At 68.4% G+C, this 26,457-nt stretch carries 24 protein-coding genes and 1 riboswitch; of the genes, 6 read left to right on the plus strand and 18 right to left on the minus strand.

The genetic code is table 11. The features are described 5' to 3' along the window. The 8 genes from PX653_RS08675 to PX653_RS08710 form a co-directional block, all read right to left on the minus strand. A complete protein-coding gene (locus tag PX653_RS08675; protein ID WP_277417490.1) occupies window positions 1-804 on the minus strand; it encodes a CbtA family protein in 804 nt (267 codons plus the stop codon). Further along, entirely contained in the window at window positions 795-983 is a 189-nt protein-coding gene (locus PX653_RS08680; RefSeq protein ID WP_277417491.1) for a CbtB domain-containing protein, read from the minus strand. The genes PX653_RS08675 and PX653_RS08680 overlap by 10 nt, the downstream gene beginning before the upstream one ends. Window positions 984-1,135: 152 nt before the next feature. Further along, a riboswitch (cobalamin riboswitch) is annotated at window positions 1,136-1,364 on the minus strand. A gap of 50 nt (window positions 1,365-1,414) precedes the next feature. Next, entirely contained in the window at window positions 1,415-2,101 is a 687-nt protein-coding gene (gene bluB / locus PX653_RS08685; protein WP_277417492.1) for a 5,6-dimethylbenzimidazole synthase, read from the minus strand. Window positions 2,102-2,171: 70 nt separating this feature from the next. After that, window positions 2,172-2,636 (minus strand): MaoC family dehydratase, encoded by a 465-nt coding sequence (locus PX653_RS08690; protein WP_277417493.1) that lies wholly within the window; start codon window positions 2,634-2,636, stop codon window positions 2,172-2,174. After that, window positions 2,636-3,748, minus strand: a complete 1,113-nt coding sequence (locus PX653_RS08695; protein WP_277417494.1) for an acyl-CoA dehydrogenase family protein — start codon at window positions 3,746-3,748, stop codon at window positions 2,636-2,638. Before PX653_RS08695 ends, PX653_RS08690 begins: the two co-directional genes overlap by 1 nt. Window positions 3,749-3,766: 18 nt before the next feature. Next, window positions 3,767-4,957, minus strand: coding sequence for an acyl-CoA dehydrogenase family protein (locus PX653_RS08700; protein WP_277417495.1), 1,191 nt, complete (start codon window positions 4,955-4,957; stop codon window positions 3,767-3,769). 86 nt (window positions 4,958-5,043) lie between these two features. After that, complete coding sequence (locus PX653_RS08705; RefSeq protein ID WP_277417496.1) at window positions 5,044-6,030, minus strand: NAD-dependent epimerase/dehydratase family protein; 987 nt, start codon at window positions 6,028-6,030, stop codon at window positions 5,044-5,046. Then, the gene (locus PX653_RS08710; RefSeq protein WP_277417497.1) at window positions 6,027-6,914 is read right to left on the minus strand and encodes a LysR family transcriptional regulator; all 888 of its coding nucleotides are present in this window, start codon (window positions 6,912-6,914) and stop codon (window positions 6,027-6,029) included. Before PX653_RS08710 ends, PX653_RS08705 begins: the two co-directional genes overlap by 4 nt. 327 nt (window positions 6,915-7,241) lie before the next feature. Here PX653_RS08710 and PX653_RS08715 point away from each other — a divergent pair, with 327 nt between their 5' ends. Continuing rightward, on the plus strand, window positions 7,242-8,198 hold the full coding sequence (locus tag PX653_RS08715; RefSeq protein WP_277417498.1) for a diacylglycerol/lipid kinase family protein: 957 nt from the start codon (window positions 7,242-7,244) through the stop codon (window positions 8,196-8,198). 111 nt (window positions 8,199-8,309) lie between these two features. Further along, window positions 8,310-9,179, plus strand: a complete 870-nt coding sequence (locus PX653_RS08720; protein ID WP_277417499.1) for a GIN domain-containing protein — start codon at window positions 8,310-8,312, stop codon at window positions 9,177-9,179. Window positions 9,180-9,209: 30 nt separating this feature from the next. Here the strand turns inward: PX653_RS08720 and PX653_RS08725 are convergent, their stop codons facing one another. The 3 genes from PX653_RS08725 to PX653_RS08735 all read right to left on the minus strand — a co-directional run bounded on the left by PX653_RS08725 (window position 9,210) and on the right by PX653_RS08735 (window position 13,057). After that, a complete protein-coding gene (locus PX653_RS08725) occupies window positions 9,210-11,450 on the minus strand; it encodes an NHL repeat-containing protein (RefSeq protein ID WP_277417500.1) in 2,241 nt (746 codons plus the stop codon). 42 nt (window positions 11,451-11,492) lie between these two features. After that, a complete protein-coding gene (locus tag PX653_RS08730; protein ID WP_277417501.1) occupies window positions 11,493-12,224 on the minus strand; it encodes a PEP-CTERM sorting domain-containing protein in 732 nt (243 codons plus the stop codon). An 89-nt stretch (window positions 12,225-12,313) separates the two neighbouring features. Further along, complete coding sequence (locus PX653_RS08735) at window positions 12,314-13,057, minus strand: PEP-CTERM sorting domain-containing protein (RefSeq protein WP_277417502.1); 744 nt, start codon at window positions 13,055-13,057, stop codon at window positions 12,314-12,316. A gap of 160 nt (window positions 13,058-13,217) precedes the next feature. On the opposite strand from PX653_RS08735, the gene PX653_RS08740 reads away from it, so the two are divergent. Then, complete coding sequence (locus PX653_RS08740) at window positions 13,218-14,846, plus strand: catalase (protein WP_277417503.1); 1,629 nt, start codon at window positions 13,218-13,220, stop codon at window positions 14,844-14,846. Between the two features lie 132 nt (window positions 14,847-14,978). On the opposite strand, the gene PX653_RS08745 is transcribed toward PX653_RS08740, so the two are convergent. From PX653_RS08745 to PX653_RS08760, 4 genes are read right to left on the minus strand one after another with little or no spacing between them, the layout of a single operon-like run. Further along, the gene (locus tag PX653_RS08745; RefSeq protein WP_371876436.1) at window positions 14,979-15,812 is read right to left on the minus strand and encodes an aldo/keto reductase; all 834 of its coding nucleotides are present in this window, start codon (window positions 15,810-15,812) and stop codon (window positions 14,979-14,981) included. Next, entirely contained in the window at window positions 15,809-18,025 is a 2,217-nt protein-coding gene (locus PX653_RS08750) for a xanthine dehydrogenase family protein molybdopterin-binding subunit (protein ID WP_277417504.1), read from the minus strand. The genes PX653_RS08745 and PX653_RS08750 overlap by 4 nt, the downstream gene beginning before the upstream one ends. Beyond that, the gene (locus PX653_RS08755) at window positions 18,022-19,020 is read right to left on the minus strand and encodes an FAD binding domain-containing protein (protein WP_277417505.1); all 999 of its coding nucleotides are present in this window, start codon (window positions 19,018-19,020) and stop codon (window positions 18,022-18,024) included. The genes PX653_RS08750 and PX653_RS08755 overlap by 4 nt, the downstream gene beginning before the upstream one ends. Then, window positions 19,017-19,628 carry a (2Fe-2S)-binding protein gene (locus tag PX653_RS08760; RefSeq protein ID WP_277417506.1) on the minus strand — a complete coding sequence of 204 codons (612 nt, stop codon included), beginning with the start codon at window positions 19,626-19,628 and terminating at the stop codon, window positions 19,017-19,019. The genes PX653_RS08755 and PX653_RS08760 overlap by 4 nt, the downstream gene beginning before the upstream one ends. A 413-nt stretch (window positions 19,629-20,041) precedes the next feature. Between PX653_RS08760 and PX653_RS08765 the strand changes: the two genes are divergently transcribed. After that, window positions 20,042-21,010, plus strand: a complete 969-nt coding sequence (locus PX653_RS08765; RefSeq protein WP_277417507.1) for an IS1595 family transposase — start codon at window positions 20,042-20,044, stop codon at window positions 21,008-21,010. Between the two features lie 96 nt (window positions 21,011-21,106). Here PX653_RS08765 and PX653_RS08770 read toward each other — a convergent pair whose 3' ends face one another. Next, entirely contained in the window at window positions 21,107-23,359 is a 2,253-nt protein-coding gene (locus PX653_RS08770; protein ID WP_277417508.1) for a carboxy terminal-processing peptidase, read from the minus strand. 520 nt (window positions 23,360-23,879) lie between these two features. On the opposite strand from PX653_RS08770, the gene PX653_RS08775 reads away from it, so the two are divergent. Beyond that, window positions 23,880-24,794, plus strand: a complete 915-nt coding sequence (locus tag PX653_RS08775) for a hypothetical protein (protein ID WP_277417509.1) — start codon at window positions 23,880-23,882, stop codon at window positions 24,792-24,794. 42 nt (window positions 24,795-24,836) lie between these two features. Continuing rightward, on the plus strand, window positions 24,837-25,256 hold the full coding sequence (locus PX653_RS08780) for a DUF4214 domain-containing protein (protein ID WP_277417510.1): 420 nt from the start codon (window positions 24,837-24,839) through the stop codon (window positions 25,254-25,256). Here PX653_RS08780 and PX653_RS08785 read toward each other — a convergent pair. After that, a complete protein-coding gene (locus PX653_RS08785; protein ID WP_277417511.1) occupies window positions 25,247-25,801 on the minus strand; it encodes a hypothetical protein in 555 nt (184 codons plus the stop codon). The two genes, PX653_RS08780 and PX653_RS08785, sit on opposite strands and share 10 nt — an antisense overlap. Beyond that, a complete protein-coding gene (locus PX653_RS08790) occupies window positions 25,801-26,349 on the minus strand; it encodes a thymidine kinase (RefSeq protein WP_277417512.1) in 549 nt (182 codons plus the stop codon). Before PX653_RS08790 ends, PX653_RS08785 begins: the two co-directional genes overlap by 1 nt. Between the last annotated feature and the right edge of the window lie 108 nt (window positions 26,350-26,457).

Genomic DNA, 26,457 nt, shown 5'->3' on the forward strand with positions numbered 1-26,457 from the left:
TTATCCCGCGCGGCTGGAACGGGCGTGGAACCACCCGGCCAGCGCACCCAGCGCCAGCCAGAACGCGGCATTGGCCACGGCGGCGGCGACGATGAAGTCGCGCGCCAGGGCCGCCGGTGCCACGGCGCCATGCACGGCCGGCTGCGGCGCACCGACCAGGTGCGGCACGACCAGCAACGCCAGTGCGGCCAGCTTCAGCCCCCAATGCCGCCCCCATGCCAGCAGCGCCAGCGCGCACGCGGTGGCGCCGGCGGTAGCGATCCACCAGCCCTGGCGCGCAACGACGGGCGCCGCCTCGGTGCCGGGCAGTTCCGGCGGCAGGCCCAGCGACGGGGCGACAAAGAAGACAAGGTAACCGGCACCGCCCCACAGCAGGCCGCTGCGCCACGTTACCGGCTTGCCGCGCAGGGTCAGTGCGGCGGCCAGCAAGAGCGCGTAGCCGACGGCCATGCTGACATTGGCCAGCACCGTATAGAACAGGCGTTCGCCACCGGGAGCCGGCTCCCAGCCGCCGTGGTGGTGCTCGGCTGCGCCATGCTCGTGCTCCGACCCGGGCACCGCGTGCTCGTGCTGGTGCTGGTGCTGATCCTCATGCTGGTGCTCGTGCTGCTGCGGCGCGGCCGACGCAGCCTGCGCCGCCACCTCGTACGTCTCGGCGGTGCGGATCAGCGACGTTAGCTGCAGGTGCTGCACGCCCGTCAGCAGCAGGCCCGCCACGATACCGGCGCCCGCCGCCGTGGCGGCGATGCGGTTGAACAGCCCGGGCCGGCGTGCCGGCCCGGCCGCGGCCGGGCTCAATGGCACGGGAAGCCCGCCGAGTGACGGCTGTCGTGGGCGGCGTTGTGGAGCGCTTCCATCGGCGCGAAACCGGCGCCGAACAGCAGGACGATGCCGAGGGCGGCAGCGCCCAATGCGGGAACCAGTTTGTCTTTCAGCGCCAGCGGGGTGGCGGCTTCGACGGAGTGGGACGTAACAGGCGACATGGTAATCCTCCTTGGCAGGGTCGGCACGACGAAATGCGCTGCAGCGGGAGGAGTCGGGTGGAGAGAAACAGGATACGGTGGCGGTGGCATGGAGCCAGGGTGACCAGCGGATCGCGTGCAGTTCCTCAGCCGTATCGCCCTCCGCAATACAAACGCGCTTGCTGCTTCAGGCTGGTTTCCGGGCTCGCGAGCGGCAGGCCGGGCGGCCTGCCGGGGCACCGCGCCTTCCCATGCTGTTGCACAGTGGCGTATTGCGGCACCTTGGCTCGCTTACCGTTGCGGGGGCAGCGTCGGGATGGCGCCCGGGTCCGGGCACAGCACCGACTTCCCATTTAAGGCGGCACACGTACGCGGGCCGCCACCGGAAGCTAAACTACGGGCGCAGTATAGGTGCGGCTGGCAGCAATTGCAACAAAATGATGGCGCACAGCTCACGGCGCCGGCTGGCCCCAGCGGTCCTCGTACAGGATCTCCGCCAGCTCGCGGCGCCGGTCCCAGCCCTCCAGTTCCAGCATCGGCGCCGGATAGAACGACTCGACGTGTCCCACGCACAGCACGGCGATGGGCTGGCTGCCGGGCGGCATGCCGCACAGCGCGCGCAGCCGCTCGGGATCGAACAACGACACCCAGCCCACGCCGATGCCTTCCGCGCGGGCCGCCAGCCAGAAGTTCTGGATCGCACAGGCGGCGGACGCCAGGTCCATTTCCGGCATCGTGCGCCGGCCGAACACGTAGTCCTCGCGCCGGTCGACCAGGCCGACGACCAGCACCTCGGCACACGTCAGCACGCCCTCCACCTTCAGGCGCATGAATTCGCCGGACCGTTCGCCCAGCGCCTCGGCCGTGCGCACGCGCTCCGCGTCCACCTCCGCATGGATGGCCTGGCGCAGGGCCGGGTCGACGATGCGCAGGAAGCGCCACGGCTGCATCAGGCCGACGGACGGGCCATTGTGGGCGGCCGCGAGGAAGCGGGCCAGTTGGTCGGGACCGATCGGGCCGGGCGCGAAATGGCGCACGTCGCGCCGTTCGCGGATCGCGCGGTAGACGGCGTCGATCTCGGGCTGGGGGTAGGCGTTCGGGTTGGGCATGGGGTGCGGTGGCTGGTTGAGCGGCTTCATTGTACCGGCAGGCAGCCCTGGGTGACAGGCACCGACCTGCGGTCGGAGCCTGTCACCGGTGCCTTCGCGTTCAGTAGCGCCGCATCACGAATTCGGCGACGCAGACCGGCTTGCCCCCTGCCTCGCTTTCCATCGTGACGAGCCACACCAGCTGCGTGCAGTCGGCCAGCGGTTCGACCGACTGCACGGTGAAGCGCCCGCGGATGCGGCTGCCGGCCGGCACGGCGGCCGGGAAGCGCACCTTGTTGCAGCCATAGTTGACGGTCAGGCGCGCGCTGCCCAGCGAAACGGCGCTGGCCAGCATCGCGGGCAGCAGCGCCAGGGTCAGCAGCCCGTGCGCCACCGTGCCGCCGTAGGGCGACTCGCGTTGCGCCCGTTCGGCATCGAGGTGGATCCACTGGTGGTCGTCCGTGACGTCGGCGAACGCGGCGATGCGGGCCTGGTCGATCTCGAACCAGCGCGACAGCGCCACCTCGCGCCCGAGCACCGCCTCCAGCGCGGCAACGGTGTCCAGCAGGACCGGTTGTGCGTCCATCAGTCGGTCTCCCCGAAGCCCGGCTGGGCGATGAAGCGCTCGATGTGGTGGTCGGCGTCGCCCAGCGTCAGGCCCAGCGTCGTCAGGCGCTTGAACAGATGCGAAGCCGGCAGCTCGTCCGTCACGCCCATGCCGCCGTGCAGCTGGACGGCCTGCTGGCCCACGAACTTGCCCGCTTGCCCCACTCGTGCCTTGGCGGCGGACACCACGCGGCGGCGCTCCTCCGGATCGGCCGAATCGACCTTGACGGCGGCCAGCATCGCCATCGAGCGGGCCTGCTCCAGGTGGATGAACATGTCGGCCATGCGGTGCTGCAGCGCCTGGAACTTGCCGATCGGCGCGCCGAACTGCTGGCGCGTCTTGAGGTACTCCAGCGTGGCCGCGAACAGCGCGTCCATCACGCCGATGCTTTCCGCGCACAGCAGCGCGGCGCCATAGTCGGTGGCCGCTTCCAGGATGTCCCAGCCCTGCCCCGGCGCGCCCAGCGGCGTGGCAGGCGCATGGTCGAACGAGACGGTGGCGGCGCGCAGGCCGTCGATGGTGCGGTAGTCGCGGATGGCGACGCCGGCGGTGTCGGCTTCGACCAGGTACAGCGCAATGGCGTCCTGGTGGCGCGCCGAGACGATGAACGCATCGGCCTGGCCGCCGTGCAGCACGACCGTCTTGATGCCGCTGACGCCCATATTGTCCGGCGTGCCCGTGGCGACGGCGGCAATCGCCGCCAGGTCATGGCGCGAGCCGGCTTCGGTCAGCGCGCAAGCGAGTTTCACTTCGCCGGCGGCCACGCGCGCGAGCAGCTCTTCCTGCCCGCCCGCGAGCTGCAGGAAGCGTGCGCCCAGCACCGTGGCGAAGTACGGCTCCACCACCAGCGCGCGGCCCAGTTCCTGCATCACGACCAGCATGTCGACGGCGTTGCCGGCAAAGCCGCCCTGTGCTTCCGGCACCGGCAGCGCCGTCATGCCCAACTCGACCAGCGTGGCCCAGGCCTCCGGCGACACGCCCGCGTCCGAATGGATGATGGCGCGGCGCCGTTCGAACGTGTAGTCGCGCTCGGCCCAGCGGCGCAATGCGTCGGCGAACTGCTGTTGCTCTTCCTTGTAGCTGAAATCCATGGCTGTCTCCGATTGTTTTTATAAACCCAGGATCATCTGCGTGATGATGTTCTTCTGGATTTCGTTGGAACCGCCATAGATCGACGTCTTGCGGTAGTTGAAGTAGTAGCCCGCCAGCGGGGCGGCATCGTCGTCACCGCCCGCCGCGTGTTCGGTTTCCCCTTCCAGGTAGGCGGGATCGAACGGCAGCGCGCCCGGCCCTACCGCCTCCACCATCAGTTCCGTCAGCATCTGCTGGATCTCGGTGCCTTTCACCTTCAGCACGGAGGCCTGCGGTCCCGGCCCCTGGTGTTCCTGGGCGATGGTGCGCAGCACCGTCACCTCCAGCGCCATCAGCTCGATCTCCAGGTTGGCCACCTTGGCCGCGAACAACGGATCGCGCAGCAGCGGCTGGCCGCCCTTTTGCTGGCGCAGCGCGAGGGCCTTCAGGAAGGCCAGCTCGCGCTTGGAGCGGCCGACGGCGGCGATGCCGGTGCGCTCATGGCCCAGCAGGTACTTGGCGTAGGTCCAGCCCTTGTTTTCCTTGCCGATCAGGTTCGCCACCGGTACCCGCACGTTGTCGAAGAAGACCTCGTTGACCTCGTGTTCCTCGTCCAGCATGACGATGGGCCGCACCGTGATGCCCGGTGTCTTCATGTCGATCAGCAGGAACGAGATGCCCTCCTGCTTCCTCACCGTGGGGTCGGTCCGTACCAGGCAGAAGATCATGTCGGCATACTGGCCCAGCGTGGTCCAGGTCTTCTGGCCGTTGACGATGTAATGGTCGCCGTCGCGCACGGCCGTCGTCTTCAGCGCGGCCAGGTCGGAGCCGGCGCCAGGTTCCGAGTAGCCCTGGCACCACCAGTCGTCGCAGTTCAGGATGCGCGGCAGGTAGTACGCCTTCTGCTCGTCGTTCCCGAACGCCATGATGACGGGGGCCACCATGTTGACGCCGAACGGCAGGATCGGCGGCGTGCCGGCGCGGGCACATTCGTCTTCCCAGATGTGGCGCTGGGTAGCGTTCCAGCCCGGGCCGCCGTATTCGACAGGCCAGGCCGGCGCGGCCCAGCCCTGGGCCGCCACGATCTTGTGCCAGCGTACGAAGTCTTCTTTCGACAGGCGCAGGTGGCGGCGCACCTTGTCCTGCAATTCGGGGGGCAGCTGCGCAGCGAGGAAGGCGCGCACGCTGTCGCGGAACGCCAGGTCCTCGGCGCTGTAGTTCAGGTCCATATCGTCTCCATGGTTGTCGGCGTCGCCTTGAAATAGCACGATCGTTCAGATCGATTCTAACCCGATTTCCGGGCGCGCGCGACAGTTCAGACGAACGGATAGCGGGTCGCCAGCCCGTCGTGGTAGCCCTTGCTGCCGATGATCCTCGCCAGCGGACTGCGGATGTCGGCATCGACGGGCAGCTGGGCCAGCCGGGCCAGCACGCCGTGGAAGTCGTGGCGCGGCTGCCAGCCCAGCGCCTGGCGCGCCAGCGTGTTGTCGTAGACGCGGTCCAGCGTGGGGAACGGCGCCCAGCCCCGTCGCGCGTATTCGGCCAGTGCCTGCGGCGCGCGCCGGCGCACCACGGCCGCCGCATCGACCCGCAGCGCCGCCACGTCCTCGCGCCGCAGCGGCGTGGTGGCACTGACAATGTAGCGGCCGAAGCCGATGCGGGGCGCCCGCTCCAGCGCCAGCAGGTGGGCCTCGACGATGTCCTCGATGTCGGCGCGGCGGTTGAGCAGCTCGTTGACCTTGATGTTGGCGTCCCCGTAGGCGCCGCGCAGTGCCGGGTCGTCGTCCGGTTCGGGAAAGAAGCGCGCCGTGCGCAGCACGACGACGGGCAGCCCGGCCGTGCGTGCGAACAGCTCGCACAGCTGCTCGGCCGCCAGCTTCGTCACGCCATAGATGTTCTTCGGGACCGGTTGCAGCGTCTCGTCGACCCAGGCCGCGGGCGCGCCGGCGGGTGGCGACAGCGCGGCACCGAACACGCTCGTGCTGCTGGTCATGACGAAGCTGGCCACGCCCTCTTCCAGCGCCGCCTCCAGCACGTTCAGGGTCCCCTGCACATTGGTGGCGACGAACTGGCTGCGCGAGTGCGTGGCCACGTGCGGCTTGTGCAGCGTGGCGGCGTGCAGCACGCCGTGCACGCCACGCATCGCCTCCCGTACGGCGCCGGCATCGCCGACCGACGCGGTGACGGCCGTGAACGGCGACGCCAGCACGTCCAGTCCCACCGGTTCGTGGCCGGCTGCCGCCAGCACGCGGACCAGCGCTTCCCCCAAGTGACCGCTGCTGCCCGTGACGAGCACCCTCATCGCGCGGCTCCGCACAGGGCAGCGCGGCTGTCGTCGAACAATTGCGCCAGCCAGGCGGCAACCAGCTTGAAACGGCCGATCGACACGGCATCGCGGTGGCTGAGGAGCCACAGTTCGCGCGTGACCTCCGTGCCGGACAGGCGCAGCAACCCTTCGTCCTCGCCCACGATGCAGGGCAACAGTGCCATGCCGACGCCGGCGCGGCACGCGCTGACCATCGTACTGAGGCCGTTCACGCGCAGCGGCTGGCGCGGCCGCGGCGCCAGCCGGGCCAGCCAGCGCATCTCGGGCACATGGGACAGCGCTTCTTCCGGCGCGATCCAGGGCTGGCCACCCCACGCTTCACGCGGCACGTCGGCAAAGGCGGGCGCGCCGTACACCGCCCAGCCGATCTCGCCCAGCCAGCGCATCAGCACCGCCGCGTCGTCGGCCGGCGGCGCCAGGCGCAGCGCGAAGTCGGCCTCGCGCCGGGCGAAGGAGACGTTGTCGTTGTCGGCCACCAGGTTCACTTCCAGCGCGGGATGGCGCGCGCACAGCGCACCCACGTGGCGCACCAGCCAGTGATCGAACAGGAAATCGATGGCGCTGATGCGCACGGTGCCGGCGATCGTTTCCGCCTCGCGGGTGGAAGCCAGCAGCATGCTCTGCACGTTGCCGTACACGGCTTCGCCCCGTTCGACGAAGACCTGGCCCGCATCGGTCAACCGGTAGCCTGTCGTCTCGCGGATGAACAGGCGCAGGTTCAGAGACTTTTCCGCGGCGGCCACGCGCCGGCTGATCGTCGACGTATCCACGCCCAGATGCCGGCCGGCGGCGCTCATGCTGCCGCTGCGTGCCAGCGCCAGCACCAGCGGGATATCGTTCCAGTCAAAATCGTCTGCCATGCGTCTCCGTCGTCCGTTGCATCGTCCGCTCTTCCTTTGGTGCCATCCGCATTCCTGCAAGGCCGCTTTGCAGTCTTGCCTATTCTCAACATCGGGGCCGGGCCATAAAATGCCCCCATCCCAACGACTGTAGCACGGTCGTTTTCCAGGACACTCACTAAAAAGGAAGACATCATGGGCACCCGGAACGCCAACGCACTGGACCTGTCCCGCCGCGCCGCCCTGATGGGGAGCCGGGGACAGGCACTGTCCCCATGGGTTTTCCAACCGTCGCGCCATATCGGCAAGCGCAGTGGTACAGTGCAGCACAATTAATCATTTGCTATCATGCCGACCACGACACCCCCACCCGACGCCCCCCTGTACATCGTCCTCAATGCCGGTTCCGGCGCGGCCGAGACGGACGAGCGACGCGAGGCCATCGAGGCGGTGCTGGAGGCGGCCGGACGGCGCTTCCATATCGAGCTGGTGGAAGATCCCGAGCGCATCGACGATCAGGCCCGCGCCCAGGCCGTGCGTGCGCGCGACGACGGCGCGATCCTGGTGGCGGCGGGCGGCGACGGCACCATCAATGCCGTGGCGCGCCAGGCCGTCGAACACGGCTGCCCGTTCGGCGCGCTGCCGCAGGGGACGTTCAACTACTTCGGCCGCACCCACGGCATCCCGCAGGACCTGACGGACGCCGTGCACGCCCTGCTGCGCGCTTCCATCCAGCCAGTGCAGATCGGCAGCGTGAACGGTCGCATCTTCCTCGTCAACGCCAGCATCGGCCTGTATCCGAAGCTGCTGGAAGAGCGCGAACACGACAAGCGCCAGTTCGGCCGCAGCCGTTTCGTGGCCGCGCTGTCGGCGCTGAAGACGCTGGTCCTGCCGCACCGCCGCCTGCGCCTGTCGCTGGAAGCCGAAGGCAAGACGATCCACCTGCGTACGTCCACGCTCTTCGTCGGCAACAACCGGCTGCAGATGGAGCAGGTCGGGCTGACCGACGTCACGCCCGACGTGGCCGATGGCGAGCTGGCCGCCCTCGCGCCCAAGCCCGTCGGCCGCCTGCGCATGTTCCTGCTGATGGCGCGCGGCGCACTGGGCATGCTGGCCGATGCGGACGACCTGGTCGCCTTCGGCTTTCGCCGCATGACCGTGCGCACGCCGCTGTACGGGCGCAGGCGGCTGAAGGCGGCCGTGGACGGCGAGATACTGCACCTGACGGCGCCGCTGCAGTTCGAGGCACTCGGCGGCCGGCTGCTGCTGCTGGTGCCGGCCGCCGGCGACGCCGTCAGCGGCTAGGTACGCTCCCGCGCAATTCACCCCGCGATTCCTGCCGTCCGTCGCACGCCACGGGCGCCCGGCCGCCCGCTTGGCTACGATGCCAGCATCGAACCAGACCGGGAAGCCGCCATGACACCGACACGCACCGCCGCCACCATCCTGACCGCCGCCCTGCTGGCGGGCTGCGTCATCGTGGTACCCGGCGGCGCTGGCCGCTGGTCGTCCGACCGGTCCATCCTGCAAGGCGACGGGCGCGTCGCCAGTGCCTCACGGCCCGTCGCCGCGCTGCCCGCGCTGGCGATCGAAGGCCGGCGCCGGCTCGACATGCAGGTGGACGTGCAAGTGGGCGGTGCGCCCGGCCTGACGGTCGAGGCGGACAGCAACCTGCTGGAACACGTCCACACGGACGTGCGTGGCGACACGCTGCACATCTGGAGCGACAGCGACACCAGCGCGTCGCGCCCCGTGCGCATCCGCTACACGGTGCCACGCCTGGACCGGCTGGAAACGTCCGGCTACGCCGGCACGCAGGTGGCGGGCCTGGACGGCGGCAGCTTCAAGGTGGTGCAGCGGGGCTCGGGCAGGGTCGAGCTGCGCGGCCGCGTCGACCGGCTGGAAGCCGTCAACAGCGGCTCGGGCAGCCTGCTGGCCGACGCGCTGGACGCCGGCGATACGCGCGTGACGATGAACGGCTCCGGCCGCATTCACCTGGGCACGGTGCGCGGCGAAGCGCTGCAGGCCACGCTGTACGGCTCCGGCGGCCTGACGGCGCGTGGCGAAGTGCGCAGCGCCGACATCACGGTGCACGGCTTCGGCGCCGCACGCCTGGCCGGGCTGCGCAGCCAGCGCGCCGAACTGGCCACGCACGGCTCGGGCGAGATCGCCATCGCCGTCTCGGGCCAGGTGGCCAGCCGTACCGACGGTTCCGGCACCATCACCGTCTACGGCGATCCGGCCGAGCGCAACGTGCAGGGCAAGAAAACCACCTTCGTGCGCTGATCCAGGACATCCGCTACCCGGGTTCTCCAACTACTCCGTCACCTCGATCGCCACGTCGCGCCCCTCGACCGCCACGTTGCCCGCATAATCGGCAGCGTGGATGCGCAGCGTGTACAGGCCGGGCGCCAGTCCCGCCACGTCCCACGCGCCGGGACTGACGCGGCCGTCCGCCAGCGTGGCATGCGCCGCATAGACAAAGTGCGTCGCCTTGCTGCCATACACCGTGATGCCGCTGCTGGGCGCGTACACGACCTTCACCGCGTCCTGGTTGCGCGGCAGCCGGTCGTACACTTGCGTGATGCGGGGCTGTTCGTAACCCGGCGCCGGACTGCCGTCCGGCCGCAGCAGCTGGTAGCCCAGCTTGTACAGCCCCAGGCGTCGGCGCGCCAGGTTGCCGTCCATCTGGTCCCAGGCATCGACGACGATGTCTACCTTGCCCACGCTGCGCGGCACCTTCACGGGGCCCTTGGCGGGCACCTCGGCCGGCGCGGCATCCCTGCCCTTGTCCTTCTTCCCGGCCTTCTTCTTGCGAGGCGCCGCTTCGCCGCGTTGGCCCGGCAGGCGGCGGCCGCCGTCGGCCAGCAGCACGATGCTCTGGATGCGGGGCGCGACGGTATCGCGCAGTCCCGCCAGCGGCAGGCCGAGCGGATTGGCCACGCTGCCGTCCGGGTAGTAATCGAGGTGCACGTGCGCCATCGCATTGATCGTGCCGAGCCTGTCGCCCGCCGCGAAGCGCGTCCCGCGCGGCACGCGCACCCGTTCCGGCTTGCCGCGGCCATTGCGCAGCACCTGGAACCGCTCGTCCAGCGGCACGTCGCGCCGGTCGCGCCCCACCTTCATGTGGATGTACGACAGCGTGCCGAGCGCCAGCCCCTCCGACAAGGTGCCGTAGCCCCAGTTCGCGAACGGGTCGGCGACCTTGGCCGGCACCATCGCGACGACGGCCTCGCCCACGTCCGCGCGCACGTCCAGCCCCATGTGGAAATGGTCGCGGCTCTCGCCGTCGAAGCTGCCGCGCACCTCGCCCATCAGCCCCACCACCTCGTGCGGCCCGTCCTGCGGCAGCACGGGCCAGCGCATGCGCTGCGGCGCCGGCGCGGCGGCAGGCACGCTGGCGACGGCCGCGTGCAGGGTCGGTGCCGGTGCGGCCGGCCCCGTGGCGGGCGTCAACCGCACCACCTTGAAGCCCAGGCCATCGGCCGCCACCACGGCGCCGTCGCGCTGCAGCGCCAGTCCGCGCGGCGCCGCCAACTGCACGGTGCCGTCGCTGCCGTAGCCCGGTTCCACGCGCTGGTCCACGTCGCCCAGCGGCTGGTAGTCGCCGCCCGGGGCGATCTGCACGATGCGTCCGCCGCCGCCCGTGGCGACATACAGGTAGCCGTCGCGCGTCGCGGCGATCGCGACGGGCCGCCGCAGCACGGGGCGCCGTTCGCCTTCGGGGGCGCGCGCAATCGTGTCCACGCTGCCATCGGCTCCGATGCGGCGCACGGCATGGTTGCCGGTGTCCGCCACGTACAGCGTGCCGTCCGGCGTGACGGCAATGCCGGACGGCGTGTCGAAGGCCGCGGCGGCACCGCTGCCGTCGGCATCGCCCGGACGCTCGCCGCCGGCGATCGTCGTCACGGTGCCGTCGGGCGCGATGCGGCGGATGCGGTCGTTGTAGGTATCGGCCACGTAGACGATGCCGGCGTCGTCCACGGCCACGCCGACCGGCCCGTTGAAGCGCGCCGCCGCGCCCTTGCCATCGGCCGTGCCAGGCTGGCCGTTGCCCGCCAGCGTCGTCACGCTGCCGTCCGGCGCCACCTTGCGGATCGCGTGGTTGCCCGTGTCGGCCACGTACAGGTTGCCCAGGTGGTCCAGCGCCAGCGCGGACGGCGTGTGGAACGCGGCCGCAGCGCCCTTGCCGTCGCGCAAGCCCTCGGCGCCGCCCGCGAACGTGGCGACGCTGCCGTCGGTCCCGAGGCGGCGGATGCGGTTGTTGTCGCCGCCGTCGGCGATATAGATCGTGCCGCGCGCATCGACGGCGACGCCGAACGGGTCGCTGAAGCGGGCCGCGGCGCCCGGGCCGTCGGCGAAACCGGCCGTGCCGACGCCCGCCAGCGGCGTGACGCGGGCCTGCCAGAAGCGTTCGGTGGCGGATTGGCGCGGCGTCAGGATGGCGGAAGATTTGGCCGGGATCGGGGCCGTGCCCCGGTTGGCGAGGAGGAAGGCGGTGCCACCGGCAAGGACGCCGGCACCCGCCAGCGCGGCGATCAGGAACTTACGATTCACGTGCGGCCACAGGAAAGTCGATGTGGCCGCCAGCTTAGCAGATCAGGCGCGCTTGCGGGAACGCAGCGCGGCGGCGCCCACGGCCGTGAGGCCGGACAGCATCAGCAGCCAGGTTTGCGGCTCCGGCACAGGGGACACCGTGAACGTCAGCGTCACGTCGCGCATGGTGACGCCGGCAATCGACGTCGACCACGAGGGCTCGCCGTTGTCGGGGTCGGGGAAGTAGCCGCCGTTCGCCACCAGGTTGACGTAGCTGCTCAGGTGGAAGCCGAACGGCGTGTCCAGCCACTGCAGCGGGGAACCGAGCGTCATCTGGTGTTCGTCCTGGAAGTTGGACGACAGCACGCCGCCCTCCGCGCCGCGCGGGTGCCGGACCTCGTAACTCAGCGTTATATAGTTGAAGGCAGAGCCCGGCACCGGGCCACCGCCTGCCAACAGCGTACCCTGTACCGTTGCGACCAGGTTGAACCCGGTGATGCGATAACCCTCGCGGGGCGTGATGTCATACAGCAGCGCCGGGGATACGGTGACCGTCGTACCGCCGCCCGGGCTGTGCGTCGAATCGGCTTCCGCCGTGCTGAGCTCCGCCATGGTCGGCAGCGACAGCGTAACGGACTGCGCCGTATCGGACAGCACGTTGACGACGCTGTCCGGATACCCTTCATGGCCCTGCAGTGTGAAGGCAGAGGTCTCGACATACGGCGCGGCAGCGTGGGCTGCGCCGGCGTACAGCAGTGCGACAAGGGTGAGTGGACGAACCAGTGAACGATGCATGGCGGCTCCTGTGGCGGTGGGAAGGCGGGACATCGCGAGAGGGAGCCGCACCTTGCAAGCCTGGGCAGCCTCCTTGTGCGAATATCAGCTTAGCAGATCGGCGCCCGCTGGCGGGTGCGCGCCGCCAGCGCACCGACAATACCGAGGCCCCCCAACAACAGTAGCCAGGTTTGCGGTTCCGGCACGGCGGACACGGTGAAGGTCAGCGTGACGTCGCGCAGGCCGATGGCAGCCAGTGACGGCGTGCGGGTAATGTCGCCGCTGACGGGGTCGAACAGGTAGCCGCCCATCGCGACCAGGGTGGTGTAGCCGCTCAGGTAGATCGAAAATGGCGATTCCAGCGCCAGGGCGGCGGACGACACGGCCAGCTGCCGCGTGCCATCCAGGTCGCTGACCTCGGCGAAGCCCATGTCGCCGTTCCAGCCCCAGACGCCGGATTCCATGCGCAGGTAATTGAGCGCGAACCCGGGCGCATCCCCGCCGCCCGCCTGCACCGTCCCTTGCACGAGGCCGCTCAGCGTGAGTCCGGTGATGCGGTAGCCGGCCGTTGGGCGGACGTCATACATGGCTTGCGTGGCGGCTTGTCCTACGGCTGGATCGCCCGGTCCCTGCGTGGAATCGGCGCGTCCCGTGCTGAGCTCCGCGCCGAACGTCGGCAGCGCCAGCGTAATGCTGCTGGCGGTATCCGACACCACGTCGACGATGCTGTCGGGATAGTTCTCGTAGCCCTGCAGCGTGAAAGCATGGGTCGTGACATACGGCACGGCGCCTTGCGCGGCACTGGTGCAAAGCAGCGCGGCCAGCGCCAGTGGACGGAACGAGATCGATTGCATGAGGACTCCTGTGATTTCTGGTAAGCGGGCATCGATTATAGGTTGCCTGCGCGGCCTGAAATCTCTCCAAATCTCTCACCCTCTCGCGTACGCCCCGATCGCGCCGGCACGGCTAGAATCGTGCGGCCTCCCAAAGCCATCGATTTTTGAAAGGACAGCCATGACCGACAAGCCGGACAACCAGTCACGCAAGCAGGACGAGCGCCCCGTGCTGACCACGCGCCAGGGCCGCCCCGTACGCGACAACCAGGCCCTGCGCTCCGTAGGCGAGCGCGGCCCCGCCACGCTGGAGAACTACCAGTTCATCGAGAAGATCACCCACTTCGACCGCGAGCGCATCCCCGAGCGCGTCGTGCATGCCCGCGGCGCCGGCGCGCACGGCTGGTTCGAAGCCTACGGCAGAATCGGGGACGAGCCGGCCAGCAAGTACACCCGCGCCCGGGTGCTGAACGAGACCGGCGTGAAGACGCCCGTGTTCGTGCGCTTTTCCACCGTCATCGGCGGAAAGGACTCGCCGGAAACGGCGCGCGACCCGCGCGGCTTCGCCGTCAAGCTGAAGACCGTCGACGGCAACTGGGACCTGGTCGGCAACAACCTGAAGGTGTTCTTCATCCGCGACGCCATCAAGTTCCCCGATATGATCCACGCTTTCAAGCCCGACCCGGTCACCAACCGCCAGGAGCCGTGGCGCTTCTACGATTTCGTGTCGCAGTCGCCCGAGGCGCTGCACATGGTCACGTGGGTCAAGAGCCCATGGGGCATCCCGGCCAGCTACCGGGAGATGGAAGGCTCGGGCGTCAACACCTACAAGCTCGTCAACGACCAAGGCGTGGCCCACTTGGTGAAATTCCATTGGCAGCCGAAGCAGGGCGTGCGCAACCTCACCAGCCAGGAGGCGGCCGCCATCCAGGCCAACGACACGGGCCACGCGACCAAGGACCTGTACGACGCCATCGAGCGCGGCGACTACCCGGAATGGGAGTTCTGCGTACAGCTGATGAGCGACGGCGACCATCCGGAACTCGATTTCGACCCGCTCGACGACACCAAGCGCTGGCCGGAGGACCGCTTCCCGCTGCTGCCGGTGGGACGCATGGTGCTGGACCGGAACCCGGACAACTTCTTTGCCGAGACGGAGCAATCCGCCTTCGGTACGGGCGTGCTGGTGGACGGCATCGACTTCTCGGACGACAAGATGCTGCAGGGTCGTACCCTGTCCTACTCCGACACGCAGCGCTACCGCGTGGGTCCCAATTACCTGCAGCTGCCGATCAACGCGCCGCAGGAAGCGGCACGGGCGCGCACCAACCAGCGCGACGGCCAGATGGCGTACTACGTCGACGATGGCGACGGCAACAAGCACATCAACTATGAACCCAGCGACCTGGGCGGGCTGCGCGAAGCCCCCAAGCCGGCCCGCGACTACCACCAATGGGTCGAGGGCCACCTGGGCCGCTACCAGACCAGCCGCACGCAGGACGACTACCGCCAGGCGGGCGACCGCTATCGCACGTTCGAGGACTGGGAGCGCGACGACCTGATCGACAACCTGGGCGCGGACCTGCGCCAGTGCCCGGAGCCGATCGCGCTGCGCATGGTGTGGCACTTCTGGCACTGCGACGAGGATTACGGGCGACGGGTGGCGCAAGCGGCCGGCATCGACCTGGAGCGGGCCAAGGCGCTGCCGCCGCTGCCGGGCAAGGCGGCGCCGCACGCGGTGCGGCAGGCGGCAACCTATACGGATGGCGCCCGCGAAGGCGCGGAGCGGGAGACGGAAACGTCGACGTAGATCACCCCCGACCGCGCCCGAGCTGGCGTAGGGTCGGTCCCCGCACGGGGGCTGACCCTGAAGTTCAACGCCAACTCTGGCGATATCCCGCCAAACCTCAGGGCCAGTCCCCTGCGGGGACAGCCCCCGGTGTCAGGCGCCGAAGGTATCCGGGTCGGGGCCGACCCGCTGGCCCCGGTCCAGCCCGGCCAGCGCGGCCATGTCGTCCTCGTCCAGCGTGAAGTCGAAGATGTCGGCGTTGGCACGGATGCGCTCCGGGTTGGACGATTTCGGGATCACCAGCACGCCATGCTGGATGTGCCAGCGCAGCACGACCTGCGCCGGCTCGCAGCCATGCTTGGCGGCCAGGCCGGCGATCAGCGGATCGGCCAGCACCTTGCCCTGCCCCAGCGGGCTCCACGCCTGCGTGCGGACGCCGTGCGCACCGTTGGCCGTGCGCAGTTCGGCCTGCTGCAGCCAGGGGTGCAGCTCGATCTGGTTGACGGCCGGCAGCTGGTGGGTCTCCTTGAACAGCCGCTGCAGCTCGTTGGCACGGAAGTTCGACACGCCGATCGAGCGCGCCAGGCCCTGTTCGCGCAGCTTGATCAGGGCCCGCCACGTGTCCACGTAGAGGTCGCGGCTCGGCACCGGCCAGTGGATCAGCAACAGGTCGACGTAGTCCATCTGCAGGCGTTCGAGGCTGGCGTGCAGCGCATCCTGGGCGGCCTGGTAGCCTTGCGCGTCGTTCCAGATCTTGGTGGTGACGAACACGTCGGCGCGATCGATGCCGGACTGGCGTACCCCTTCGCCCACGCCCACTTCGTTTTCATAGATCGACGCCGTGTCGATCAGCCGGTAGCCTGCCTGCAGCGCGCAGCGCACGGCGGCCGCGGCCTGCTCGTCGTTGTCCTGCCAGACCCCCAGCCCCAGTTGCGGGATGCGGTGGCCGTCGTTCATCTCGATCATCGGTATCGCCATGTCGGTCATGCAGTGTCCTCCTGTTGAGCCTTGAGCAGGTGCTCGATCCTGACGGGCAGGTCGCGTACCCGTACGCCGGTGGCATGATAAACGGCGGCGGCGATCGCCGGCGCCACGCCCGCCAGGCCGATCTCGCCGATGCCGCGCGCGCCATACTCGTTCAGGGCCCGGTCCGGATACGGCAGGAACGTCACGTCCACCTGCGGGGCATCGGCGTGCGTGACGAGGATGTAGTCGGCCAGGTTGGCGTTGACGGGCGCGCCATTGCGCCGATCGTAGTAGGTTTCCTCGAACAGCGCCATCCCGACGCCCATGTGCACGGCGCCCTCGATCTGGTTGCGCCCCGTCTTCAGGTTGACGATCGTTCCCGCGTCGATGACGGTCACCACGCGCCGCACCGCCAGCCGCGCCAGCGCCGGCTGCCAGGCCACCTCGACGAAATGGCAGCCGTACGAGTGGATCGACAGGTCCTTGGCGTGCGGGTCGGCGCTACTGGCGGGCGAGTCGCCGTGCCCGGCGATGTGCTCGCGGCCGAGACGGCGCAGCAGCTCGCCGAACGGCACGGCGCCGCTGCCATCGGTGCGCGTGACGCGGCCGTCGCGCAGGGCCAGCAGCGCGACCGGGGTGCCGGCAAACAGCGACCCCGGCGCCTGCGCCGCGGTGTCGAGCAACTGGCGGATCGCATCGCGCGCCGCCGCTTCCACGGCCGGAATCAGCGAGGCTGTCGCCATCGAGCCGCCCGACCACGGTCCCGGCGGCAGCGCGGTGTCGCCGATCTCCACCTTTATGCGAGCCACGTCGATGCCGGTGGCGCGGGCGGCCATTTGCGCCAGCACCGTGTACGTCCCCGTGCCGAGGTCCTGCGTGGCGCTCTGCACCGTGACGCCGCCGTCCGCCCGCAGCAGCAGCGTGACCTGGGCCGGGCGGCGCTTGGCCATCCAGCTGGCGCATGCCATGCCCCAGCCCAGGATGGTGGCACCCTCGCGCATGGCCCCGACGGCCGGCTTGCGCCGCGCCCAGCCGAAGCGCTCGGCGCCCCGCTGCAGGCATTCGCGCAGGTGGCGCGACGAGAACGGCACCTCCTCCATCTCGTCGTGGGCCGGCTCGTTGGCCAGGCGCAGCTGGACCGGATCGATGCCCAGCTTCAGCGCCAGTTCGTCCATCGCCGACTCCAGCGCGAACAGGCCCGGCACCGCGCCGGGTCCCCGCATCGACGTGTTGGGGCCGACGTCCCGTTCGGCCGGGCCGCCGGCCACGCGCAGGTTGGGCGTGCTGTACAGGTAGCCCGTCGCCTCGCCGCAGTCCTCCTCGTTCGGTTCGCCGCGCGCCGTGTGGTAGGTGTAGTCGTGGCTCAGCGCCACCAGTCGGCCGTCGGGCTGCGCACCCAGGCGCACGCGCTGGCGGGTCTGGGCGCGGTGGCCCACGTTGCGGAACATCATGGCGCGGCTGACGACCAGCTTGACGGGCCGTCCCAGCAACCGCGCGGCCTGCGCCGCCAGCAGGCAATGCTGCCACGGCCACAGCTTGCCGCCGAATCCGCCGCCCAGGTACTCCGTCACGACACGCACCTGCGCCAGCGGCACGCCCAGCATCGTCGCGACGACGGCGCGCTGGTTGACGATGGCCTGCGTGGTCTCGTACAGCGTCAGGTAGCCATCATTCCACTGCGCCACGCTGGCATGCAGCTCGATGGGGTTGTGCGTCTCGACAGGCGTCGTGTAGGTGGCATCCACCTGCACGGGGGCCCGCGAGAAGGCGGCATCGAAGTCGCCGCGCTGCGTGTCCGGTTCCGGCGGCTCGTCCGGCCGCGCGACGGCCGACACGTCCGGCGTGGCGGCCGCATACGACACGTGCACGGCCGCCGCCGCCGCGCTGGCGCGCTCGAAGGTGTCGGCCACCACCAGCGCCACGTACTGGCCGTAATAACGCACCGTGTCGTCCTGCAGCGGCGGATGCTTCTCGTCCAGGCGCAGCTCGCTGTGCTCCGGCAGCGGATGCAGGCGGCCGAAGTTCTCGTGCGTGTACACGGCCTGCACGCCCGGCAGCGCCAGCGCGGCGGTACTGTCGATGGCCGTCACCCTGCCCTTGCCGACCGTGGCGCCGACGGGCAGCGCCACCAGCATGCCCGGCAGGTGGCGGTCGGCCGTGTAGCGCGCGTGGCCGCTGACCTTCTGCGGTCCGTCGATCCGGGATAGCGCCTGGCCGATGACGGCGTCGTTCATGGTACCCCTCCCGCCACCGCTCTGACGGTGGCCAGCGCATGCACGAGGCAGCGCTGCGCCAGCTCGACCTTGAAGTCGTTCTCGCCGTGGCCGCGCGCGCCCTGCAGGGCCGCTGCCGCCGCGGCGCGGAAGTTGGCGGCGGTCGGCTGCTGGCCGGCCAGGAGCCGTTCCGCCTGCGACGCGCGCCATGGGACGGTGCCGACGCCGCCCAGCGCGATGGCCACGTGGCCGATCGCGTCGGCCGTCGGCGTCAACACGACGGCGCTCGAAGCCAGTGCGAACTCGTACGACGCACGGTCGCGCAACTTCACATAGGTGGACCGGGTGCCCGGCGGCAGCGGCGGCAACGTCACGTGCGTCACCAGGTCGCCCGGGGCCAGCACGGTCTCAAGGTGCGGCGTGGTCCCCGGCAGCAGGAAGAAATCGCGGATCGGGATGGCGCGCGCGCCGGCCTGGCCGGTGACGTGGATCACGGCGTCCAGCGCCGTCAAGGCCACGTTCATGTCGGACGGATTGCTGGCGATGCAGTGCTCGCTCGTGCCCAGCACGGCCAGGTTGCGGTGGTAGCCGCCCAACGCGGCGCAGCCGCTGCCGGGCACTCTTTTGTTGCAGGCCATCGCCGTGTCGCGGAAATACACGCAGCGGGTGCGCTGCAGCAGGTTGCCGGCCGTCGTCGCCATATTGCGCAGCTGGACGGAGGCGCCGGACAGCAGCGCCTCGCTCAGCACGGGATAGCGCTGCACGACCAGCGGCTCGTGCGCCAGCGCGGAATTGGTGACCAGCGCGCCGATGGCCAGGCCGCCGTCCGGTGTCGCCTCGATGCGGTCCAGGCCCAGGCGGCGCAGTTGCACCACTTCGTCCGGCTGTTCCACGTCCAGTTTCATCAGGTCCAGCAAGGTGGTGCCGCCAGCCAGGAAGCGCACGGCGGGGGAGCGGGCGCCCAGCGCGACCGCCGCGGCCACGCTGTCGGCCCGCCGCAGGGCGAACGTCTTCATCGGCCGCCCTCGCGCCGCACCTGCTGGATCGCCGCCACGATATTGGAATAGGCGCCGCAGCGGCACAAGTTGCCGCTCATGCATTCGCGCACGTCGGCGTCCGCGGGGCCGCACGGCTCGTCCAGCAGCGCCGTGGCGGACATGATCTGCCCTGCCGTGCAGTAGCCGCACTGGTAGCCGTCGTGTTCGACGAAGGCCGCCTGCATCGGGTGCAGGCGCTCGGGCGCGCCCAGGCCTTCGATGGTCGTCACCTCGTCGCCCTCGTGCGCCAGCGCGAGCGCCAGGCAACTGTTGATGCGGCGCCCGTTCACATGCACCGTGCAGGCGCCGCACTGGCCGTGGTCGCAGCCCTTTTTCGTGCCCGTCAGGTGCAGGTGGTCGCGCAGGTAGTCCAGCAGCGTCGTGCGCACGTCGACGTCCATCTTGTGCTCGACGCCATTGACGACGATCGGCACGCCGCTGGGCCCAAGCGGCTTGCCGGGCGCGGCGCCGGCCTGGGCCGGTATTGGCACGGGTGCGACGGCTGCGGCGGCGACGGCGACGGCGCCGAGGAAACCGCGGCGGTCGATGGCCTGCGGTTGGTCCGGGTCGGGGGCAGGTTGCTGCATGGGTTCCCTTGTCTTGGGTGAAACTTGGCTACAGCGGGGATAGCTTAGCGAATCGACAAGGTTGGGCGCGCACGGTTGGGGTCTGTCCTCTGCGAGGGACTGGCCCCGAAGTTCAGCTCCGGCCGCCGGAACGCTGCCAAACGTCGGGGTCTGTCCCCTGTAAGGCCACACCCAGACAAAAAAAAGCCCACCGGAGACCGGTGGGCTAAATCTATTTCCTTGGAGGAGATAGAGGAGACAGGTGAATTATGCTGCGGCGCGCAAATGAACGCTACTTTATTGTAGTGATACTAGATATGGGGCTGGCGCATAACAGGGGCATGGACGAAAAAGGCGCTGTGCCCCGGCCGTAATGAACTTCCCGGCGCGACCGCAGTCTCACTCATCAGGCAGCCACGCTTGGGGAGGAGATGATGGAAACGCAGCAATTCGAAGCCGCACAGGTCCAGGTATTGCAATGGTTGACGCAGCTGACCGGCAAGCAGGCCGATGAACTACGGAACATCTTCGATCGCTGTTCGTCGCTGGCCGAGTGCCTGGCGATCCTCGCGGAAGCCGGCAGTAAACTGCGCCACTGCCCGCATTGCGAGGGGGACCGGCTCTATCGCCACGGCGTCTACCGCGGCCTGCAGCGCTACCGTTGCCGCCAATGCGGCGTGAGTTTTAATGTCCTGACGAAAACGCCCCTCGCGTTCATCCGATTGCGCGAGAAATGGCTGCCTTTCCTGCAGTGCATGCTGCACTCGATGACGGTGCGGGGCGCAGCCAAGGCCATCGGCATACACCGCAACACCAGCTTCCGCTGGCGCCACCGCTTCCTGGCGATGGCCAAGGACGCCAGGGCACTGCCGCTCGATGGCATCGTGGAGGCGGACGAAACGTATTTGCTGGAATCGCAAAAAGGTTCGCGCCACCTGACCCGTCCGGCCCGCCGGCGCGGCGGCAGCGCCACCCATCGGGGGCCGGGCAAGGACCACGATTGCATCCTGGTTGCCTGTAACCGTAGCGGTAAGGCGTGCGATTTCGTGCCGGGGCGCGGGCTGGTAACGGCGCAGCAGTTGCATGATTGCCTGCCGCCCGCGCTGGCGCCGGGCATCCTGCTGGCGACCGACAGCGCGGCCGCTTATCGGGCATTCGCCACCGCGGCAGGCATTGCGCATAGGACCGTGAACCCGCATGCCGGCATCCGCGTCGATGGCCTCATCCATGTGCAGACCGTCAACAGCCACCACAGCCGCTTCACGGGGTGGCTGCGGCAATTCCTGGGTGTCGCCAGCCGCTACCTGCCCAATTACCTGGGCTGGCGACACGTGCTGGACGCCGGCCGGGTTGCGCTGCCGCAGCATTTCCTGCGCGTAGCGCTGATGCTCGACGTCATCTAATTACCGATGGGCTACTTCACTGCGACGGGGGCACAGCGCCCAAAAAAAAGGAGGACCTCGCGGTCCTCCAGCTCCCTGAAAACGTTGCTGCGGCGATCAGCGGTCGGGCGTGTACGGCAGCACGCGCGACGCCAGGCGCGTGTCCGTCTTCAACAGGCCCACCTCGTCCGCCAGGATATGCACGGCTTCGTTCAGCAGCACGTCCTTCGCGTTCTTGGCGGCCTTTTCGGCCTCCAGCTCCGCCGCCAGCGACCGTTCGTCGCCCTGCAGGCCGTCGTCGGTGCGGCTGGCGCCCTTCACGGCTGCCGCCTGCTTGGCTGCCTTGGCGCCGGCCGGCTTGGCCGATACCGCCTGCTTCAGGCCTTCCTTCGGATCGGGCACCATGATCGGATCGTCCGGCGACGGCGCCGCCGCCAGCCGCGCCTCGCGCAGCTTGGCGCGCTGCTCCTGCTGGTCGCGTTCCTTGCGGCGCGCGGTCTCGTTCAGCGAGATCATGTTTTCCTTGCGCTGCTTTTTAACATAGTTGATGTCGTCGATCAGGTACTGGAAGTCCTTGTCCTTGGCGACGCGGGCCTGGTGCTTCTTCTCCAGCAGCGGCACGATGTCCTTCACTTCGCCGGCCGGGATGTAGACGGCCGGCTTGATGACCGTGTACGGCAGCGCGTTGTCGTAGCTCGATTCGCCGAAGTTGTCGGCATCGGCGATGGCCGGCAGCTTGATGTCGGGTGTGACGCCGCGCAGCTGCGTGGTGCCGCCGTTGATGCGGAAGAACTGCGCGATCGTCATCTTCAGTTCGCCCAGGCGCGACTTGTCGCCCTGGCCGAAACGGTCCAGGTTGATCAGCGTCTGCACCGTGCCCTTGCCGAAGCTCGGTTCGCCGATGACGATGCCGCGGCCATAGTCCTGCATCGCGGCGGCGAAGATCTCGGAAGCCGACGCGGAGCCGCGGTTGATCAGCACGCCCACCGGGCCGTCCCAGGCCAGGCCCGGCACGGTATCGCTTTCCACCTCGACCTTGCCTTCGGCGCTGCGCTGCTGCACGACGGGACCGCGGTCGATGAACAGGCCCGTCAGCTCGACGGCCTCCGTCAGCGAACCGCCGCCGTTGTTGCGCAGGTCGATCAGCACGTTGTCGACCTTCTCCTTCTTCAGCTCGGCCAGCAGGCGGGCCACGTCGCGCGTCGCGCTCTTGAAGTCCTTTTCGCCCTTGCGGCGGGCTTCGAAGTCCATGTAGAACGTTGGCAGCGAGATCACGCCCACGCGGCGCTTGACGCTGCCGTCGCGCACTTCCATGATGGTCTTCTTGGCCGACTGCTCTTCCATGCTGATTTTCTTGCGCACCAGCGCGATCGTTACGGGCTTGCCGTCCGGGCCCGCGTCGGCCGGCAGCATCTGCAGGCGTACCGTGGAATCCTTCGGACCGCGGATCAGCGCGACGACGTCGTCGATGCGCCAGCCCAGCACGTCCGTCAGCGGCCCGCTCTCGCCCTGGCCCACGGCCATGATGCGGTCGCCCACCTTGACCTTGCCGGACATGCCGGCCGGGCTGCCCGTAACCACTTCGCGGATCACCGTGTAGTCCTCGCGCGACTGCAGCACGGCGCCGATGCCTTCCAGCGACAGGCGCATCTGGATGTCGAACTGCTCGGAGGCGCGCGGGCCCAGGTAGTTGGTGTGCGGCTCGATCGACATCGCGTAGGCGTTCATGAAGATCTGGAACACGTCTTCATTGTTGAGCTTGCGCGAACGGCTCATGTAGTTGGCGTAGCGCTTGTCCAGCGTCTCGCGGATGGCCTTGTCGTCCTTGCCGGCCAGCTTCAGGCGCAGCCAGTCGTTCTTGACGCGCTTGCGCCACAGGTCCTTGACCTCGGCTTCGTCCTTGGCCCACTCGGCCTTCTCGCGGTCGTATTGGTAGCTTTCGTCCAGCGTGAAGTCGGGCTTGGTCTTGAGCAGCTCGCGAGCATAGGCGATGCGCTCGGCGAAGCGCTGCTGGTAGACGTTGTAGATATTGAACGGCAGCTGCAGGTTCTCGCCGACGATGGCGTCGTCCAGCTTCTGCTTGGCATCCGCGTATTTGTCCAGGTCGGCCTGCACGAAGAACAGCTTTTCCGCGTCCAGCGACTTGAAATAGCGATCGAAGATCTTCTCCGACATCGCGTCGTCCAGGGGCGTGGCCTTGTAGTGGTAGCGCGACAGCACACGCGACGCCCAGACGGCGGCCTGGCTCTGCTGCGCGGCCGGCTTCAGCGCCTCGGCTGACTTGTCCGCGGCCTTGTCGGCAGGGGCGGCGCCCGCATAAGCGGACAGGATTGCCAGCGACATCGCGGCCAACAGCATTTGCTTCTTCATCGGCGTACTCCGGAAACTTTGAAAACGATCTGCGGACGGCGCCGACCTTTTCAAGCCTGCCGCCACACCAAACTGCCGGACCTATTCTACACAGAACTGCGCAGAAAGATCGCCGCAGGCGGCGGGGCCGCCTTGCGTGGCAGAACGAGTGTCGGCGAGGAGCCTTAAGCGCGCATTAAACAGTCGCCTTGTCGCGCCGCCGTGGCGCAAAGGTCTGGCTTGAAAGGCAACTGCTTATAATTACTCATAGAAAAATACAATAACTTTTCTGACAATACACTGGTATACCGTCGCGTTTAATTTCGACAGGCTTCATCATGGCAGACGACTACGCGGGCGACATGTCCACCACCGCTACCTGCCGACCAACGGCACGGTACGCGGCCGGATCGACAGCACGGAGGACCAGGACTGGTTCCGCCTCGACCTGCAGCCGGGTGCGGCGTACCAGTTCAGTGCGCGCAGCGACGTTGGCAGCGAGCCGCTGATTTATGTTCGCACTCCCTTCTATCAGTTCAAAGTGCCGTACAGCAATTCGAGCGACGCTTACCAGCACTACAGTCTGAGCCAGCCGTTCAGCTGGGTCGAAGATGACCGCAATTACCTCTTCGTGCAGAGCAGCCACAGTGGGGGCTATACACTGGGCGTCACGCAATTGGCGGACGACTACCGAAACGACAAGCTGGGCGCGCAGACTGCCGGCGACGGTGTCACTGGCAGTGCGCAAGTGGATTATTGGGGCGACAAGGAGTATTTTCGCCTGGCCGGCAAGGCTGGGATGACGTACAAAGTAACGCTGACCTCGGACATCAGCGCGCCTGCGGGCTTCGGGCTGACGCTGGCGGACTGGGGTGACAGGTCGTACTCGGATGCTCCGATAGTTGGTACGAGCCGCGTTATTACCTTCAAGCCAACCCACTCGCAGGACTACTATTTTGTGACGGACTCGCACGATACCGGCACTCTGCGAGCGCCGATCCCCTACCGTATCAGCGTCAGTACGACCGATGCCGAAGGCCCGAAGGTGGTATCGACGAAGAGCACTATCGACGGCCCGGTGACCCTGACGTTCAACGAACCGATCAAGTATTCCAACGCGTCGATTTCCATGACGGGACGGGGCCAGTGGAGTCTCGACGGCCCTGACGTGACGGTCAGCGGAAATACAATCGTCTTACGTCACCATGGTCTGCTCTCAAGGGACGGGAACTCTCTTCACCTGAACGGCGATATCACGGATTTGCAAGGGAATGCAATCCAACCGTATGCGCGCGAACAGCAGTCTATTCCTCAATGCTGGCCGACGGCACGTTGCCCAATCCGTTCTACTGGGGCGCTATTGTCGGCGAAAAGGATCCGTTCAATACCGCCGTGCTGTTGGGTAGACTGGAAGATTGGCAAGTCAAGCATACGGGCGGCGACCGATACGAGCTGACGAGGACCGATGACGGTTCGGCGACCCTGACGAGCATCGAACGTGCGTATCACTGAAGGCAACGACGCCCTGCTGCTGTCCGTCTCGGGCAACGCCGGCAAGCCCTTCCGACTGTACCAGGCCGTGTTCGATCGCGCGCCCGACAAGGCCGGCATGGGCTTCTGGATCTATCACCAGGAAAACGGCATGAGCCTGCGCACGATGGCCAAGGGTTTCATGACCAGCCCGGAATTCGCGCAGCGCTACGGGGCCAACCTCAGCAACGCCCAGTTCGTCGACAGCCTGTACCACAACGTGCTGCACCGCGACGGCGAAGCGGCCGGGGTGGCGTTCCATATCGCCAACCTGGAAAAAGGCATGGCGCGCGCCGACGTGCTGACGGGCTTCAGCGAAAGCGCCGAGAACTTCGCGGCCACCGCGCAACTGATCGGCGACGGCTTCGTCTACACGCCTTACGGCTGAAGCAGCCGGCGGGTCGTCCCGCCGCTCAGCCAGTCATACCCCAGCCATGCCGCCAACGCCAGCAGCAGCGCCGGCCACGAGCGCATGGCGATCTTCCAGTCTGCAGAGGACGGCCAGCAGGCCAGGAACTGCGGCGCCAGCAACAGCGCCAGCCCAAGATCCAGCCAACGGAAATGCCAGCCCGGCGCCGTGCGCAGCACGGCCACCCACCACGGCAACAGCAACACCAGCAGCGGCGCCAGCGCGACGGGCGCGGCGTTGTACCAGCGCACCTGCGCCAGGGTCACGGCGCCCAGCTGCCAGCCGCCAGCCGTGCGGCGCGGCACGACCGTCAACGACCCGGGGCGGGCGAACGTCACCAGCCCAACGACGAAATGGGCCAGCTCATGGCAGATCGTGCCGGCCAGCGTGAACAGGAAGAAGAACGGATGGCGCCGCGCCAGCGCACGGATGACCCCCGCCAGCGCCAGCGAAGGCGCGAGGTAGAGCAGCACATCGCCGTGCCGGCACAGCCAGGCTGGCGCGACGGCGGCGCAGGACGGCATCAGGTCGAATAGAAGCAGCGCCCGCAGGCCTGCCGGTAGCGCTCGTTGCCGCCGATGCTGATCTGCTCGCCGTGACGGATGCGGCGGCCGTCCTCGTCCACGCGGATGTTCATCGTCGCCTTCTTGCCGCACGAGCAGATATTCTTCAGCTCCTCGATATCGTCCGCCAGCGCCAGCAGGTAGATCGAACCGGGGAACGGCTCCCCGCGGAAGTCGGTGCGCAGGCCGTAGCAGATCACGGGCACGCCTTGTACCTGGGCTAGCTGGTGCAGCTGCTGCACCTGCGTGACGGACAGGAACTGCGCCTCGTCCACCAGCACGCAGGCCACCTTGTCGAGGGCGAGGAAGTTGGTGTTGACGTCGAACGTCTCGACGTCGCGCTGCAGGCCCAGGCGCGACGTGATCTTGCCCACGCCGAAGCGGTCGTCGATGGCCGCCGTGAACAGGCGCACCGTCTGGCCCTGCTCTTCATAATTGTGGGCGACCTGCAGCATCGCGGTCGATTTGCCCGCGTTCATCGCGGAGTAACGGAAGTAAAGTTTTGCCACTGCTGACCTGCTGTTCTGGTTGATCGCGCATTATAAGGCGGCGCCGCGTCGCCGAACAGGCGGTGGCACCTGGCGGCGTTCCGGTGCATACTGTTATGGCAACATCGC

This window comes from Pseudoduganella chitinolytica, from assembly GCF_029028125.1.
GTDB classification, from domain to species: Bacteria; Pseudomonadota; Gammaproteobacteria; order Burkholderiales; family Burkholderiaceae_D; genus Rugamonas; species Rugamonas chitinolytica.

Excerpts from the sequence above, each read along its gene's own strand:
- PX653_RS08680 (WP_277417491.1), bottom strand. The coding sequence starts at position 983 with ATGTCGCCTGTTACGTCCCACTCCGTCGAAGCCGCCACCCCGCTGGCG.
- bluB (WP_277417492.1), bottom strand. The coding sequence starts at position 2,101 with ATGAAGCCGCTCAACCAGCCACCGCACCCCATGCCCAACCCGAACGCC.
- PX653_RS08690 (WP_277417493.1), bottom strand. The coding sequence starts at position 2,636 with ATGGACGCACAACCGGTCCTGCTGGACACCGTTGCCGCGCTGGAGGCG.
- PX653_RS08695 (WP_277417494.1), bottom strand. The coding sequence starts at position 3,748 with ATGGATTTCAGCTACAAGGAAGAGCAACAGCAGTTCGCCGACGCATTG.
- PX653_RS08700 (WP_277417495.1), bottom strand. The coding sequence starts at position 4,957 with ATGGACCTGAACTACAGCGCCGAGGACCTGGCGTTCCGCGACAGCGTG.
- PX653_RS08705 (WP_277417496.1), bottom strand. The coding sequence starts at position 6,030 with ATGAGGGTGCTCGTCACGGGCAGCAGCGGTCACTTGGGGGAAGCGCTG.
- PX653_RS08710 (WP_277417497.1), bottom strand. The coding sequence starts at position 6,914 with ATGGCAGACGATTTTGACTGGAACGATATCCCGCTGGTGCTGGCGCTG.
- PX653_RS08715 (WP_277417498.1), top strand. The coding sequence starts at position 7,242 with ATGCCGACCACGACACCCCCACCCGACGCCCCCCTGTACATCGTCCTC.
- PX653_RS08720 (WP_277417499.1), top strand. The coding sequence starts at position 8,310 with ATGACACCGACACGCACCGCCGCCACCATCCTGACCGCCGCCCTGCTG.
- PX653_RS08730 (WP_277417501.1), bottom strand. The coding sequence starts at position 12,224 with ATGCATCGTTCACTGGTTCGTCCACTCACCCTTGTCGCACTGCTGTAC.
- PX653_RS08735 (WP_277417502.1), bottom strand. The coding sequence starts at position 13,057 with ATGCAATCGATCTCGTTCCGTCCACTGGCGCTGGCCGCGCTGCTTTGC.
- PX653_RS08740 (WP_277417503.1), top strand. The coding sequence starts at position 13,218 with ATGACCGACAAGCCGGACAACCAGTCACGCAAGCAGGACGAGCGCCCC.
- PX653_RS08745 (WP_371876436.1), bottom strand. The coding sequence starts at position 15,812 with ATGACCGACATGGCGATACCGATGATCGAGATGAACGACGGCCACCGC.
- PX653_RS08750 (WP_277417504.1), bottom strand. The coding sequence starts at position 18,025 with ATGAACGACGCCGTCATCGGCCAGGCGCTATCCCGGATCGACGGACCG.
- PX653_RS08755 (WP_277417505.1), bottom strand. The coding sequence starts at position 19,020 with ATGAAGACGTTCGCCCTGCGGCGGGCCGACAGCGTGGCCGCGGCGGTC.
- PX653_RS08760 (WP_277417506.1), bottom strand. The coding sequence starts at position 19,628 with ATGCAGCAACCTGCCCCCGACCCGGACCAACCGCAGGCCATCGACCGC.
- PX653_RS08765 (WP_277417507.1), top strand. The coding sequence starts at position 20,042 with ATGGAAACGCAGCAATTCGAAGCCGCACAGGTCCAGGTATTGCAATGG.
- PX653_RS08770 (WP_277417508.1), bottom strand. The coding sequence starts at position 23,359 with ATGAAGAAGCAAATGCTGTTGGCCGCGATGTCGCTGGCAATCCTGTCC.
- PX653_RS08785 (WP_277417511.1), bottom strand. The coding sequence starts at position 25,801 with ATGCCGTCCTGCGCCGCCGTCGCGCCAGCCTGGCTGTGCCGGCACGGC.